The organism is Cupriavidus pauculus, from assembly GCF_003854935.1.
GTDB classification, from domain to species: domain Bacteria; phylum Pseudomonadota; class Gammaproteobacteria; order Burkholderiales; family Burkholderiaceae; genus Cupriavidus; species Cupriavidus pauculus_C.
In genome coordinates, this window is record NZ_CP033969.1 from 2,943,216 (window position 1) to 2,957,359 (window position 14,144).

Consider the following 14,144-nt stretch of genomic DNA (forward strand, 5'->3'; position numbering starts at 1 on the left):
CGCCTTGCCATGCTCAGTTATCGTCACGCCTTTCACGCCGGCAATCACGCCGATGTCCTCAAGCACGCCGTGGTCGTCCAGTTGCTGGACTACCTGACGCAGAAGGACAAGCCGTTCTGGTATGTCGATACCCACGCCGGCGCCGGCCTCTACGCGCTGGACCACGCCTACGCCCAGAAGAAATCGGAATTCGAGACCGGTATCGGCCCGCTCTGGCGCGCCCGTGCGGGCGGCCAGCCGCTGCCGGACATGCTGGAGGCGTACCTGGATCAGGTGCGCGAACTGAACCCCGATGGCAGCCTGAAGCACTACCCCGGCTCGCCGTGGCTGGCGTGGCAGATGCTGCGCGACGCCGACCGGCTGCGCCTGTTCGAACTGCACAGCACCGAGATCCAGGTGCTGCGCGACAACTTCCGCGGCGCCGGCCGCAAGGTCATGCTCTACGACGGCGACGGCTTCAATGGCATCCGGGCCATCCTGCCGCCGCCGCCCCGCCGCGCGCTGGTGCTGATCGATCCGTCCTACGAGGACAAGCAGGACTACGCACGCACGCTGGACACGCTGAAGGCCGGGCTGGAGCGCTTTGCCACCGGCGTCTATGCGATCTGGTATCCGGAAGTCCAGCGGCGGGAATCGGTGCAACTGCCGGCGCAGCTCAAGCGCCTGCCGCTCAAGAGCTGGCTGCACGTGACGCTGACCGTCAAGCATCCGGTGGAAGGCGGCCTGGGGCTGCACGGCAGCGGCATGTTCGTGGCCAACCCGCCGTGGACGCTCAAGGCCGCGGTGGAAGCGGCGATGCCGGTGCTGGTCGACCTGCTCGGCCAGGACGCCGGCGCGCAGTTCACGCTCGAATCGCTCGATAACTGAGCATCAGCCCGATGGCGATGCCGAGGCTGTCGGCCAGCAGGTCCGGCCACGAGGCGTCGCGGTAGCTGGTCAGCGACTGCAGGATCTCGATCAACCCGCCATAGGCCACCAGCCACACGATCACCGGCCACACCCGCCCGGGCCAGCTACGCACGCCCAGCGCGGCCAGCACGCCGAAGGCCAGCATGTGGTTGGTCTTGTCCCAGCCCGTGGTGGGCTCGGGGATGTCCGGCGGCAGCAACGACAGCACGAGCACGGCCAGCGCGCAGAGGCCGAACAGCAGCCGGAAATGGTTGGAAGTCAGACGGGGCACCGGGCGAGCGTGAAGGAACGATGGCAGCGAGCATCGTACAGGACCGCGTCCGGGTCTGTGCCGCAGGCCACAGTCGCGTGTAGGACCGCGCCCGATACAAGGGCCGGCCGCGCCGCCCGACACTTGTGCATCGGATCCTCAATGGGAGATGCATCATGGCCGACAACATCCATGTAGTGCCCACCGAGCGCAACGGCTGGGCCGTCGAAGTCGAAGGCACGGACGGCGCCACGTCCCACTACCCGTCCCAGGAAGAAGCCATTGCGGCCGGCATGGAAAAGGCCCGGCAGGACCGCGTCGAACTGGTCATCCATGGGCCGGACGGCGAGATTCAGGAGCGCAATGATTTCAGTTGAGGGGTAGAACCAAGTTCCGCCGCGAGATAGTCCGCCGTCACGCTCGCGGTGGACGTCGCGATGGCGGCGGGCGGGCCGCTTGCCACGATCCGCCCCCCTTGGTCGCCGGCGCCGGGGCCGATGTCGATGACCCAGTCCGCCTGCGCCACCACACGCATGTCGTGTTCCACCACGACCACCGTGTTCCCGGCGTCCACCAGTCGCTGCAACTGCATCATCAGCCGATCCACATCGGCGGGATGCAAGCCGTTGGTGGGCTCGTCGAGCACGTAAAGCGTGTCGCCCCGCTGCGTACGCTGCAGCTCGGTGGCCAGCTTGATCCGCTGCGCCTCGCCGCCCGATAGTTCCGTGGCCGGCTGCCCCAGGCGCAGATAGCCAAGCCCGATATCGCGCAAAGCCGTCAGGGCGCGCATCGCCGGCGCCTCGTCGGCAAAGAATGCGCAGGCCGCGTCGACGGTCAGGTCCAGCACCTCGGCGATGTTCCGGCCCTGCCACAGGATCTCCAGCGTCTGCGGCCGGTAGCGCGTGCCGTGGCATGCCGAGCACGGCGCGTAGACACTCGGCAGGAACAGCAGCTCCACGCTGACGAACCCTTCCCCCTCGCATGTCGGGCAGCGGCCCTGCGCAACGTTGAACGAGAAACGGCCGGCCGTGAAGCGACGTTCGCGCGCGGCGGGCGTGGCGGCGAACAGCTTGCGGATATGGTCGAAGAGCCCGGTGTACGTCGCCAGGTTGGAACGGGGCGTGCGGCCGATGGGTTTCTGGTCCACACGCACCAGCCTGCGCACGGATTCCATGCCGCCCGCGATGCGGCCTTCGGTCGGCGCGTCGGTCACCGCGAACAGCGGGTCGCGGTCGTCCTCGGCATCGGTGTCGTCGGTACGGCCCAGGTGCCGGTTGACGAGTTCGGGCAGCGCCTGGCTGATCAGGCTCGACTTGCCCGACCCCGAAACGCCGGTCACGGCCGTGAAGGCGCCCAGCGGGACATCCACATCCACCCGATGCAGGTTGTTACGCGAGACGTGGGCCAGCTTGAGCCATCCCGCCGGCGCCCGGGGCGCGCGCGCCGCCTGCTCCGGCGGGCCGAACAGGTAGGCCGCGGTGCGCGAGTCCGCGATACCGGCAAGGCCGTCCGGCGGGCCGCTGTACAGCACGCGTCCGCCATGCTCGCCGGCGGCCGGCCCGACATCGACGATCCAGTCGGCCTGGCGCATGGTCCGCGTATCGTGCTCGACGACGAACAGCGAGTTGCCGGCGGCCTTCAGCCGGCGCAGCGCCACCAGCAGCGCCTCGCCGTCGGCGGGATGCAGCCCGGCCGAGGGTTCGTCGAGCACATAGACCACGCCGAACAGTTGCGACGAAATCTGCGTGGCCAGCCGCAGCCGCTGCAGTTCGCCCGAAGACAGCGTGGGGGTACTGCGATCGAGCGACAGGTAGCCCAGGCCCAGATCGATCAGCGTGGACAAGCGCTCGATCAACTCGTCCGCGATGCGTTGCGCCGCCAGCCGCTTCTCTTCGGACAGGTTCGGCGTCCGCCGCACGTCGGGGGCCGCCTTGTGGGCCGAGCCGCCGGCCGCCACGCGTCGTGCCGTATCCGCGCGGGCGGCCTTGCGGCTTAGCACGGCGCCGCCGGCATCGCCCTGCCCCGGCACCTCGCCTTGCGCGATGGGGCGCATGAGTTCGGCCACGCGGCCCAGCGGCAGGCGGGTAAATTCGCCGATGTCCAGGCCGGCGAACGTCACCGACAGCGCCGCCTTCTTGAGCCGCTTGCCGTGGCACGCCGGGCAGTCGCGCCCGATCATGTACTGCGCCACGCGCTTCTTCATCAGCGGGCTCTGCGTGGTGGCAAAGGTCTGCAGGACGTAGCGCCGGGCACCGGTGAACGTCCCCTGGTAGCTCGGCTCCAGCTTGCGCTTCAGCGCGGCACGCACCTCGCGTGGCGTGAATCCGGCGTACACCGGGACGGTCGGTTGTTCATCGGTGAAGAGGATCCAGTCGCGGTCCTTTTTCGGCAGGTCGCGCCACGGCGTATCGACGTCGTAGCCGAGCGTCACCAGGATGTCGCGCAGGTTTTGGCCGTGCCACGCGGGCGGCCACGCGGCCACCGCGCGCTCCCGAATGGTCAGCGAGTCGTCGGGCACCATCGACTGCTCGGTGACATCGTAGATGCGGCCAAGCCCGTGACATTCCGGGCAGGCGCCCTCGACGGTATTGGGCGAGAAATCCTCGGCGTAGAGCATCGGCTGCCGTGCGGGATAGGTTCCGGCGCGCGAATACAGCATGCGCACCAGGCTCGACAGCGTGGTAACGCTGCCCACCGTCGATCGCGCGTTGGGCGTGCCGCGCTGCTGCTGCAGCGCCACGGCGGGGGGCAGGCCCTCGATGCTGTCGACGTCCGGCACGCCCACCTGATCGATCAGCCGCCGCGCGTACGGCGCGACGGATTCGAAGTAGCGCCGCTGGGCCTCGGCGTAGAGCGTGCCGAAGGCCAGCGAAGACTTGCCCGAGCCGGAAACGCCCGTGAACACCACCAGCGCATTGCGCGGGATATCGACGGCCACGTCCTTGAGGTTGTGCTCGCGCGCGCCGCGTACCCGGACGAAGTTGTCCAGTGCCGGCGGCACGTCTGGCGCCTCCGGAGCGGAACGGTCCTTCAGCCGGGAGGGTCTCAAATCGTCACGCATGTGCGCCTCTGCTTGGTTAGGTTGCCGGCGGCAGGCTTGCGCACGGTTCTTGGCACCAAGCCGCAGGAAGCGTGCCAGAGGCGACTTTCACCTGTCCGTTATCGCCAACGCGGCCCCAAAATAATAAAAATCACGCTTCTGCCAGAAAAGAAGTGCACGGATTCTCATTTCTGCAACCAAATCCGCCTTGTTCTGCGTGTGTACGGCGAACAAGGGACTTGATCCATTTGGATGAGGACGCGGGACTACAAAACCACGGTTAATGAACCTTGGCGCGCGCCGTGCAAATCCACTTCATCTATCTGACCGAGGCAAAATCTGCATGTGCAGGTTAGAGGGTGGCCCGGTCTGTGCGCGAAGTAACAGATAGGTTGCGTTTCACAGCGCGTGGCCGACTCGTCCTACCGCCTCCGAAATTCATCAGATGGTTATTGTCGGCGCACTTTGCGCCCTCCGCTGTGGCGTTGGCGACCGATTAGCGTATCGCCCGGCACGCACTGGCGGGTGACAGCAGGTTGCACGCCTGCAACCTTTGTCCGGAAACGCGAACGATGCGGTGCTTGCCGCCAGTGCGCGCCCGCCCAAGTGTTCAGGGATTGCGCCCTGCTGGCACATACATCGCTCTCTCCATCCGTCCGCATCGGTGAACCGTCAACGCCGCTGCGGGCCGATGAATCGATACGAGGGGAGAGAGCCGACATGCGCAGAAAAGTCCTCGCCGTATTTGGGACCCGGCCTGAAGCCATCAAAATGGCGCCGCTGGTCCACCGCATCAAGGCTGCCAGTGATTTCGAGCTGCGAATCTGCGTGACGGGCCAGCACCGGCATATGTTGGACCAGGTGCTGCGGCTGTTTGACATCGTCCCCGATTTCGACCTGAACGTGATTACCCAGGGCCAGACACTGGCCGGCATTACCACGCGGGTCCTGAACGGGGTACACGAAGTGCTCGACAGATTCCAGCCCGAAGTCGTGCTGGTGCATGGCGATACCACGACAACCCTGGCCGCCACGTTCGCGTCGTTCTATCGAAACGTTGCGGTGGGCCATGTCGAAGCCGGCTTGCGCACGGGCGATCTGCGCGCGCCCTGGCCCGAGGAAATGAACCGCCGCGTCACGGACGTGATGGCGTCCTGGCACTTCGCGCCCACGCAGCAGGCCATGGACACGCTGGTACGCGAAGGCGTGGATCCCGCCCGCATCCGCCTGACGGGCAACACGGGGATCGATGCGCTGCTGAACGTCAAGCAACGCCTGGAGGCCGATGCCGAGATGCAGCGCAGCATGGCCGACCTGTATCCGTTTCTCGATCCCGACCGCAGCCTGATTCTGGTGACCGGTCATCGACGGGAAAACTTCGGCGCGCCTTTCGAGCGGCTCTTCACCGCGCTGCGCACACTGGTGGATCGCAATCCCGACATTCAGATCGTCTATCCCGTTCACCTGAATCCGCGCGTGCGCGAGCCGGTGCACGCCATCTTGTCCGGGCACCCCGATATCCATCTGATCGAGCCGCAGGAATACGTGCCATTTGTCTATCTGATGTCCCGCGCACGGCTGATCGTCACCGATTCCGGCGGGATTCAGGAGGAAGCCCCGGCATTGGGCAAGCCGGTGCTGGTCACCCGGGATACCACCGAGCGGCCGGAGGCCGTCGCGGCCGGCACGGCGCGGCTGGTGGGCACTGATCCGGCTCGCCTGATCGCGGCAGCGGAACTGCTGCTGCACGATCCCGAGGAATACGCCTGCATGTCTCGCGCCCATAACCCGTTCGGCGACGGGCGCGCGAGCGAACGCATCGTCCACGCGCTGCAAGGCAAGCGCGAGTTCAAGGCGGCAGGGATGGGGCAGCTGGCCGCTGTCGCGAGTTAGTAGCCGGTGGATCTGCCCGCGACGGGTATGCCCGACGCGCGCGCAGCACGCCGTCTTCGCAGGAGTACGGATATGAAACGCAGTGAAGGGAAATCCCGTTGGATGCGGCCGGCAGTCGGCGTTGCCACGCTGCTCGCTATCGGCCTGTCTGCCGTCCCGGCTTCGGCCGCGACCTTGTCGTCAGAGGCGACCGCGGTGTCGGCGAACGCGCCGCTATATCTTCCGGCGAGCCCCAAGGACCCTGGCGGCCTCCTCGGTTATGACCACGACTATCAGATCGACCTGAACTACGAGGCGCACGACCACGGCCAGAACAAGAAGGACATGGACAAGCTGAAGACCAAGAAGCCGAAGAAGGCGGTGACCGGACCGAAGGTCAAGGCAGGCACCTACACCCTGGCCCCAGCGCCCGAGGCCGAAGTGGAGCCTGAAATCAAATGAACCGGCGTCTGCGGCAGGACACGCCATGTGCGCCTGCTGTCCGTCCCGCAATCTTCCGCTGGGAGAAGGCCATGCCCTGCAAACCACAACTCATCTTTCGGCAATGCCGCGACTGGATCGTCCGGTTGCTGGCGACGCTCGCGCTTGCGCTGCCGACGATCGTTTTTGCCGCGACCAATCAGATTGGATTGCTGTTGCCCGATGGCTTTCCGTTGCCGGACCCGCGGGTGTCCGCCTGGCTCGACGCCGCCCAGGAAGAGGGCCTGAAAGTCACCGTCATCAACGACGCACAGGTCCAGCAGGGCATCACGACCGCCCAGTTCTCCGGCGTGATCCTGCCTGACCAGGTACACGTGAATGCCAGCGACGCGCTGATTGCCGCGCTGGAAACCTACGCCAGCCAGGGCGGCAACCTGATGCTGGTCTACGATTTCGGCGCGCTGACGACCACCGGGTTCTATGCGTCGCCACGCAGTCGGCTCAGCAACCTGGCCGGCGTCGACTACGTGCTTTATGACCAGTTGCTCGGCAACATGATCGGACTGGGACCGATCGTGGGCCTGAGCAGTACGTTACGTACCATCCAGGTCCCGCCGGGAAAGTCGATGGTCTGGACGGCGTCCAATTCGGACCCTGTCGAGGGGATTTCCGGATACGTCTACGGCTTTCTCACGTATCCCAGCTTCGTGACGCAAGGCGCCTACACCGGCACGGCGCTGATGACATCGCCCAACTTCGGGCTCGTAGTCGGGCTGCGCAGCTTTGGCTCGGGTCGGGTGCTGTTCGTGAACACGCCGCTGTCCTATCTGAAGGGCCAGACCGACGGCATGCTGATGCACGGCCTGCTGCGGTACTTCGGCGCCAACCTGATGAAAATGCCGCGGCTGTCGGCGCAACCCAAGGCGCTCGGCGGGCTGGTACTGAACATGCACTTCTGCGCGGGCGACCAGATCGCGCCGGCCTACACGATGAAGAACTGGGGCGTGTTCAACAAGGGCCCGTTCTCGATCTCGATCACGGCCGGGCCGGACAAGATCGCCGTCGGCGACGCCAAGGGCATCAACCTGTCGCAGAACGCGAGTGCCCAGCAGCTTGTGCAGTACCTGGTGCTGAAAGGACACAAGGTAGGCAGCCATGGCGGATGGATGCATGATTTCTGGGGCGCCAACGCCAGCGAGACCAATCAGTCGACGTTCGAGCAGTACCTGGTCATGAACCGGCAGAGCGTGGATGGCGTGACCGGCCAGGCGTCGAAGGGGTATGCCGCGCCAGAAGGCAATACGCCCAAATGGTCGGTCAACTGGCTCGAAGCCCAGGGCGCGAGCGCCTACTACTTCCTGGGACACACCGGCTTGGGGCCCACGCGCAGTTACCGCGATGGCACGCTCACGAACGAAGCCATCCGCGCCTTTCCGGTCATGCCGTTCGGCCAGAACGCCACCTTCGAAGAGTTCAGCGAGTTCAACGTCCCGGCCGCCGACATCACCGCCTGGTATCGCAAGCTGATCGACTTCGTGGCCCAGAACCGCACGGGGCGGCTGATCTACCTGCATCCGCTTGGCGCGGTGGGCTACCAGTCGGTGCTCAACTCGATGTTCAACCGCGCCGCGACGCAAGCATCGAACGGCCGCTTCCGCTGGTACACGATGGAAGCGCTGGGCGATTTCAGCCAACGGCGTCAGCAAACGAGCTGGCAGGCCACGGACCTGGGCAATGCCTGGACGATCCAGGCAAGCCACCCTACCGACCTGAGCGACATGGCCTGGGTGCTTCCGCGCAACGCATACACCCAGCCCGTCATCACCCAGGGATTTGGCATTGTCACGTGGGACGGCAACAACTGGATCGTGACGGCCGTCAGCGGCACATCGCTGACGTTTATCAGCGGCAAGCTGTAGTGCGCATGCCGGGTCCTCGCATCCGATGCGCGATGCGAGGACTCATCCAACCGGACACCCTGATGCGATTCAACAAGCCTGCAAGACTTCTCGCCGCCCGCTGGCCGCTGGCCTTGCTCGGCGTGGTCGTGGCGCTGCTGGCGCTGCCTGTGCAGGCGCTGGAACGCGTCGAGGGTGATAACGGACGCGCACTGGAGGTGGTCGAAGGGACGCCCGTCGCCGCCATCTTCCTGACCACCCTGCTGCTGCTGATCGTCGCGCTGGTGCTGCTGTATGCCGTACGGCACTACCTGTTCACGCTGAACCGCCTGTTCGGCCGGCAGCGCCACCCGTATCTGGATATCGATGTGGCCACCTGGCCCACGCTGACCGTGCTGATCGCCGCGCACAACGAAGAGGCCGTTATCGCCGGCTCGCTGGAGTGCCTGTTGCATGCGGACTATCCCGCCGACCGCATCACCCTCATGCCGGTGAACGATCGCTCCACCGATCGGACGCAAGAGATCATCGATGACTATGTGGCGCGGTATCCAGGCCGCATCACGCCATTTCACCGGGTCGGCGGCAAGCCGGGCAAGGCCGCCGCACTGAAGGATGCCAGCGCGCTGGTCACCGGCGAGATCGTCGTGGTGTTCGATGCCGACTACCTGCCCCCTGTCGGGCTGCTCAAGCAACTCGTGGCGCCGTTCTTCGATCCCGAGGTCGGCGCGACCATGGGCCGCGTCGTGCCGATGAATCTCGGCCGCAACCTGCTGACGCGCCTGCTGGACCTGGAGCGCTCGGGCGGCTATCAGGTCGACCAGCAAGCCCGGATGAACCTGAACCTCGTGCCGCAGTACGGCGGCACCGTCGGCGGCATTCGCATGCGCGCGCTGGGCAGCGCCGGCGGCTGGCATGACGACGTGCTGGCCGAAGACACGGACCTGACCTACCGGCTGCTGCTGGCGGAGTGGAAGACGGTCTACCAGAACTGGTCCGAGTGCTATGAAGAGGTGCCGGAAACCTGGCCGGTACGGGTGAGGCAGATCATGCGCTGGACCAAGGGCCATAACCAGGCGCTCTATCGCCATGGATGGCGCATGGCTTCGTGCCGGCACCACGGCATCATCGAAAGGATCGACGGCGTCGCGCTGCTGGGCATCTACATGATGGCGCCGCTGATGCTGCTCGGCTGGCTGCTCGCCATCCTGCTCTTCTACTCCGGCGGCCTGGCATTGCTGGGCACGGCCGTCATGCTGTTCGCGCTGATGTCGTACGGCTCCCTGGGGAATTTCGCGGCCTTCTTCGAGATCGCGGCGGCCGTTCACCTGGATGGCAGCCGTGAGCGCATCCGGTTGCTGCCGCTGAACTACTTCGGGTTCCTGGTCAGCATGCTGAGCGTCTCGCGCGCGATCCTCGACCAGATCGTGGTCGATCACTTCCTCGGCCGCGAACTGCGCTGGGACAAGACCGCCCGCTATCGGCAGGGAGGCTGACCATGTGGCCCCTGCTGCTCGCAGGGCTCACCCTGCTGGTATTCACGCTGCCGCTGATGCCCGCGATCATCGAATGGCAACGCCGCAGCGACATCCGCCCGCTGGCCATCGACCCCGACCACACACTCGACGTGGCCGCGGTTGCCGCCGAGTTCCGCGCCATGGTCACGCGCCTGAAGGACTTTCCGGCGCAGGCCGACATCGACGGCGCAACCACCTCGCTCGGTCCCATCTCGCACGTTAACGGCAGGTTCGCGCTCGACACCACGGACACCGGCGCCGGCCAGTGCCACCAGACGCTGGTGGCCAGCGACGTGCTCGCGCTGCCGGACAGTTATACGTTCACGAAGGCGATCTACGCCCACGATGGGCTTCTCACAGGCCAGGACAACGTCCTCGAATCACTGATGTCCGATGGCGTGATCGTGCTGGGCCATGGCAGCGCCTTGCGCCGCTGGGCCCACGCGCGCTGCCTGAAGATCGAACCAGAATGCAGCTTGCAAGGGCCTGTCTGCGCCCAGCACGCCATCCTTGTGAATGGCGATTGCTCGTTCACCTCGCTGCGAGCCCCCGTGATCCGTTTTGGCGGGCCCGCGCTTGCCACGGCCGACGACGGCGACGGTCCCGTTGATCCGGCGCCCCAGACGCATACGGATGCGGTCCAACCGCTCACCCCTGGCGACGCCCGTGACGGCCGCTGGTTCGTGACGCGCGACCTCACGCTGCCCCCCGGCGGCTCCTACGAGGGCGACCTGATCGTGCACGGCAGCCTGTGGATCGGCACGGGCACGCAGATCGTCGGAAGCGTCAAGGCCAGCGGCCGCATCACCGTGGCGCCACACGTACGCATCGACGGCGCATTGATTGCAGGCGGGGGCATCGCGATCGGCGGATGTTCGCGCATTACCGGGCCGGTCGCGGGCGAGCGCGAGATCGAGGTCGGCCCAGATTGCGTGTTCGGCAGCCCGGCACGGCCCACGACCGTCGTGGCATCGGTCCTGCGGGTGTATCCGGGCACGGTGGCCCACGGCTCGGTCTGTGCGCTTGAAGACGGTAGAGCCATCGCGCCCTGTGTACAACCGCTGATAAACGAGCCCACACCATGAGGATATTGGCCAGCCTTCTCCTGCTTGCCGCCAGCTTGAGCCAGCCTTGCGCCCATGCGGCCGGCGCGGAGTTGACGCTACAGGGCTACCAGCGTGCGGACGGGGCCATCACCACCTACTTCAATGGCGATTCGGTCGACCCCTACTTTGCGTCCAAGGCACTGCTGGCCGCGCAGGATGCGGGCATCTCCACATCGACGACGGCGCAGCGCTGGATTGCCTGGCTGCTGCCGCGACAGCACCCGGATGGGCGCTTCGACAGGTATTGCATGAAGGGCCAGCAGATGACCAGTTGCCAGTTGGCCGACGCCGACGATGCGCTGATGGCGGCATGGATGGAGTTGCTGGTGCGTTCGGCGCCAAAGAGCGGCTTGCCCCCCGCGTGGCGCGCCAGCTTCGACAAGGCCAGCCAGCATCTGGAGACGCTTCGAAACCCGAAGACGCGCGTGTATCACATCTCCGCGTCGCTACCGGTAGCGCTGCTGATGGATAACGTGGAGGTCTCCAGTGCGTTCAAGGCGGTCGGCCGCTATCGCCAGAGCCAGGGCGACAACGCCGGAGCCGAGGCATGGATGCGCAAGGCCGGGCAACTGGACCGCGACATCCTGAGCGTCTTCTGGCGCGGCGAGGAAGGCTACCTGGTGAGCACGCAGCAGCCCAATACCAATCAGTTCTACCCGGACGCCGTGGCCCAGATCTTCCCGATCCTTGCCGACATCCGGTCCGCCGGCCGCCCGCGCGCTGCCGACTACGGCCTGTGGATGCAGCAGCACCGCATGACGTGGCTGGGCATGTCCGAAGTCGACTACCCGTGGGGACTGGTGGCACTCATCGCCGACAAGATGAACGACAAGGACGCGATTGCCTGCTGGCGGATGCGCTCGGTCCAGTTCCGCCATGGCAGCCACTGGAATGTCCTGGAGGAGGCGCTGTACGTCGCGTTCGAAAAACGCCTGACCCCGGACCAGGCGCTGGCGCCGCCGCCAGCCGGCTTGAAATGCCGTTGAAGGCGGCAGGCAGACGCTGGGCCCGAGGGTCCTGAAGCGACCCCTTGCTCTTGATCGATGGAAACGACAGGAGAACGCATGGAGAAGCCCGCTTGTCACACAGCCCGGTTCGCGCGGCCGCTGATTTGCGCGGGCGGCCTGCTTGCGCTGCTGATCGCTGCCGATGCCAGCGCCCAGGCCGAAGCCACGCCTCCCCGGACCTTCGTGCCCTTGCTGACCGGCTTCGTCGAAGGCGGCATCGGTCACGCCAACCTTACCGGTGACAACGCCAACTGGAACGACCAGTACCTGCGCGGGGGCGTTCACCTGACGCCGAAGGACTACGTCACCGGCGAGATCAGCCACCAGAGCCATTTCGGGGACCAGGGCACCTTCTTTGGCCTGGGCTACACCCGCATCATCGATGACGACTGGTACGCGTTCCTGAGCGCGGGCACCAGCAGTGGCGGCTTCTTCCTGTCCGAAGTCCGCGTCGACGGCATGCTGTTCCGCAAGCTGCTGGAGAAGAAGAACCTCGTCGCCAGCGCCGGCTTTACCTACTACCGCGCGAAGGACGTCTATACCGACAAGGCGCTGCTGCTTGGCCTGACCTACTACTTCGACGCGCCGTGGATCGTCCAGGTCGGCGCCCGGCTCAACCGCAGCGATCCGGGCAACGTGCGCTCCAACCGCGGCACCGTCGCGGTGACCTATGGCCGTGACAAGGACCAGTACATCACGCTGCGATACGACGGCGGACGTGAAGCCTACCAGCTCACTGGCGAGCAAACGGTGCTCAGCGACTTTACCAGCCACGAGGTTTCGCTGAACTGGCGAAAATGGTTCACCAAACGCTACGGCATCAACCTGCGCGCGGTGTACTACGAGAATCCGTCCTACAAGCGCAAGCAGGCAGAGATAGGGTTTTTCGTCGAGTTCTAGCCATGAAAGACGATCGCGGCGAGCCGACCACTGCCTCGGACCCCGGCCGGGCGCTAGGGTTGCACACACTGTCTCTGGCCAGACACCGATCGCTCGATCGCCTGACGCTGTCTCCGTCGACAATGGTCGGCATCGTGCTGGTGCCCGCCCTGTTCAACGCGATCGAATGGCGTCTCAGGGGACAGTTGAGCGCCAACTGGGCCGGCGTGCTCGCTTTCTGGCTCGACAAGCTCGGCATCGAGGGCACCACCGGCGAGCACAACGTGTCGTTCATCTGGTTCAACCTGCCCCTGCCCTACCTGGAAGTCGCGGCCGGGCCGCCTGATGCACGGACGTGGTGGACAACGCTCATCGTCACCCTGCTGGCGTGCATACTCGCGCGGTATATCCGCGGCCGCTTTCTGCCGCTTCGGTACCTGCTGCTGTTCGCCATCTGCATCGAAGCCACGGCGCTGATGTACTTTGCCGTCGGCGAAAAGAACTTTCCGTACACGGTGAGCGGCTACGTCGACAACGGCGTCAAGACGTCCGCCGTCCTGCTGTTCGTGCTGCCCTGGGGGCACGCGCTCGTGTACTACATCTTCGATTTCTCGTGGTCGAGGAAGATTCTGCTGACCGTCCTGAGCATTGCGTTCGTCGTGGTGGCGGTCCCTCTTCAGATGGCGCTGCACGTCTATCTGCTGTCGCGCGGCTCGCTGATGATGATGCCGCTGTTATCGTTTGTATTCGGCCCGACGCTGATCATACTGGGCTGCATTGCCTTGTATGGCTGGGCGATGAGCTGGGAGCGAAACGTGCCGTGAACCCGGACGCTGCGTCCATGGAACCGCCGAAGGTTCCCGCCGCCAGGGATCGCTTCCCCGGCAGGACGCTCTTTGCGCTGCTGGAGTCGATACGCTTCGGCGAGTACGAAGCCGAAGGAAGATGGGCGCCGACCATGGCCGCCGCCAAGGCCCTGACGCAGGACATCACGTCGGTGGATTCACGCGAGTACCGGTTCTTTTGCGTCGCGCCGGAGCATTCCGGGGGCTATCGGATCGTGCGCGTCGTACCGTGCTCAAACGCTGTGGGGCGCAACCACACGGTCAATGGCGTACACGTCCGCAGCGATGGCTGACAAGGGCGGCGAGCATCCCCCCCCCAAGGTCCCACGGCCTCTCGACAAAACACTTGCGCACCACACGCGCCGGGCTGAACAATAGCG

13 protein-coding genes are annotated in these 14,144 nt (G+C 65.7%); 11 read left to right on the forward strand and 2 right to left on the reverse strand.

The window, feature by feature from the left end:
* Nucleotides 1–9: 9 nt before the first annotated feature.
* Complete coding sequence (locus tag EHF44_RS14970) at nt 10–867, forward strand: 23S rRNA (adenine(2030)-N(6))-methyltransferase RlmJ (RefSeq protein ID WP_124684389.1); 858 nt, start codon at nt 10–12, stop codon at nt 865–867.
* Here EHF44_RS14970 and EHF44_RS14975 read toward each other — a convergent pair.
* Complete coding sequence (locus EHF44_RS14975; RefSeq protein ID WP_253699860.1) at nt 842–1,180, reverse strand: VanZ family protein; 339 nt, start codon at nt 1,178–1,180, stop codon at nt 842–844. The genes EHF44_RS14970 and EHF44_RS14975 overlap by 26 nt on opposite strands.
* A gap of 155 nt (nt 1,181–1,335) precedes the next feature.
* On the opposite strand from EHF44_RS14975, the gene EHF44_RS14980 reads away from it, so the two are divergent.
* Nucleotides 1,336–1,536 (forward strand): DUF2188 domain-containing protein, encoded by a 201-nt coding sequence (locus tag EHF44_RS14980; protein WP_409559026.1) that lies wholly within the window; start codon nt 1,336–1,338, stop codon nt 1,534–1,536.
* On the opposite strand, the gene EHF44_RS14985 is transcribed toward EHF44_RS14980, so the two are convergent.
* Nucleotides 1,512–4,220 (reverse strand): excinuclease ABC subunit UvrA, encoded by a 2,709-nt coding sequence (locus tag EHF44_RS14985; protein ID WP_124684390.1) that lies wholly within the window; start codon nt 4,218–4,220, stop codon nt 1,512–1,514. The genes EHF44_RS14980 and EHF44_RS14985 overlap by 25 nt on opposite strands.
* Nucleotides 4,221–4,919: 699 nt before the next feature.
* On the opposite strand from EHF44_RS14985, the gene wecB reads away from it, so the two are divergent.
* From wecB to EHF44_RS15030, 9 genes are all read left to right on the forward strand, one after another.
* A complete protein-coding gene (gene wecB / locus EHF44_RS14990; protein ID WP_124684391.1) occupies nt 4,920–6,092 on the forward strand; it encodes a non-hydrolyzing UDP-N-acetylglucosamine 2-epimerase in 1,173 nt (390 codons plus the stop codon).
* A 72-nt stretch (nt 6,093–6,164) separates the two neighbouring features.
* The gene (locus EHF44_RS14995; protein WP_253699861.1) at nt 6,165–6,533 is read left to right on the forward strand and encodes a hypothetical protein; all 369 of its coding nucleotides are present in this window, start codon (nt 6,165–6,167) and stop codon (nt 6,531–6,533) included.
* 71 nt (nt 6,534–6,604) lie between these two features.
* A complete protein-coding gene (locus tag EHF44_RS15000; RefSeq protein ID WP_124684392.1) occupies nt 6,605–8,431 on the forward strand; it encodes a polysaccharide deacetylase family protein in 1,827 nt (608 codons plus the stop codon).
* A 62-nt stretch (nt 8,432–8,493) separates the two neighbouring features.
* Nucleotides 8,494–9,906: a glycosyltransferase family 2 protein gene (locus tag EHF44_RS15005; RefSeq protein WP_124684393.1), complete on the forward strand. Its 1,413-nt coding sequence runs from the start codon at nt 8,494–8,496 to the stop codon at nt 9,904–9,906.
* Nucleotides 9,907–9,908: 2 nt separating this feature from the next.
* Nucleotides 9,909–11,012: a hypothetical protein gene (locus EHF44_RS15010; protein ID WP_124684394.1), complete on the forward strand. Its 1,104-nt coding sequence runs from the start codon at nt 9,909–9,911 to the stop codon at nt 11,010–11,012.
* 35 nt (nt 11,013–11,047) lie between these two features.
* The gene (locus tag EHF44_RS15015; protein ID WP_253699863.1) at nt 11,048–12,019 is read left to right on the forward strand and encodes a hypothetical protein; all 972 of its coding nucleotides are present in this window, start codon (nt 11,048–11,050) and stop codon (nt 12,017–12,019) included.
* Nucleotides 12,020–12,097: 78 nt separating this feature from the next.
* Nucleotides 12,098–12,940: a YaiO family outer membrane beta-barrel protein gene (locus EHF44_RS15020; RefSeq protein ID WP_124684395.1), complete on the forward strand. Its 843-nt coding sequence runs from the start codon at nt 12,098–12,100 to the stop codon at nt 12,938–12,940.
* Between the two features lie 2 nt (nt 12,941–12,942).
* On the forward strand, nt 12,943–13,743 hold the full coding sequence (locus tag EHF44_RS15025; protein WP_124684396.1) for a hypothetical protein: 801 nt from the start codon (nt 12,943–12,945) through the stop codon (nt 13,741–13,743).
* A 17-nt stretch (nt 13,744–13,760) separates the two neighbouring features.
* Complete coding sequence (locus EHF44_RS15030) at nt 13,761–14,057, forward strand: hypothetical protein (protein ID WP_124684397.1); 297 nt, start codon at nt 13,761–13,763, stop codon at nt 14,055–14,057.
* Nucleotides 14,058–14,144 lie beyond the last annotated feature (87 nt).

What these genes read in the sequence shown, in the direction of transcription:
- EHF44_RS15030 (WP_124684397.1), top strand. Translation starts at nt 13,761, where the DNA reads ATGGAACCGCCGAAGGTTCCCGCCGCCAGGGATCGCTTCCCCGGCAGG.
- EHF44_RS14970 (WP_124684389.1), top strand. Translation starts at nt 10, where the DNA reads ATGCTCAGTTATCGTCACGCCTTTCACGCCGGCAATCACGCCGATGTC.
- EHF44_RS15005 (WP_124684393.1), top strand. Translation starts at nt 8,494, where the DNA reads ATGCGATTCAACAAGCCTGCAAGACTTCTCGCCGCCCGCTGGCCGCTG.
- EHF44_RS15025 (WP_124684396.1), top strand. Translation starts at nt 12,943, where the DNA reads ATGAAAGACGATCGCGGCGAGCCGACCACTGCCTCGGACCCCGGCCGG.
- EHF44_RS14980 (WP_409559026.1), top strand. Translation starts at nt 1,336, where the DNA reads ATGGCCGACAACATCCATGTAGTGCCCACCGAGCGCAACGGCTGGGCC.
- EHF44_RS15020 (WP_124684395.1), top strand. Translation starts at nt 12,098, where the DNA reads ATGGAGAAGCCCGCTTGTCACACAGCCCGGTTCGCGCGGCCGCTGATT.
- EHF44_RS15010 (WP_124684394.1), top strand. Translation starts at nt 9,909, where the DNA reads ATGTGGCCCCTGCTGCTCGCAGGGCTCACCCTGCTGGTATTCACGCTG.
- EHF44_RS14985 (WP_124684390.1), bottom strand. Translation starts at nt 4,220, where the DNA reads ATGCGTGACGATTTGAGACCCTCCCGGCTGAAGGACCGTTCCGCTCCG.
- EHF44_RS15000 (WP_124684392.1), top strand. Translation starts at nt 6,605, where the DNA reads ATGCCCTGCAAACCACAACTCATCTTTCGGCAATGCCGCGACTGGATC.
- EHF44_RS14995 (WP_253699861.1), top strand. Translation starts at nt 6,165, where the DNA reads ATGAAACGCAGTGAAGGGAAATCCCGTTGGATGCGGCCGGCAGTCGGC.
- wecB (WP_124684391.1), top strand. Translation starts at nt 4,920, where the DNA reads ATGCGCAGAAAAGTCCTCGCCGTATTTGGGACCCGGCCTGAAGCCATC.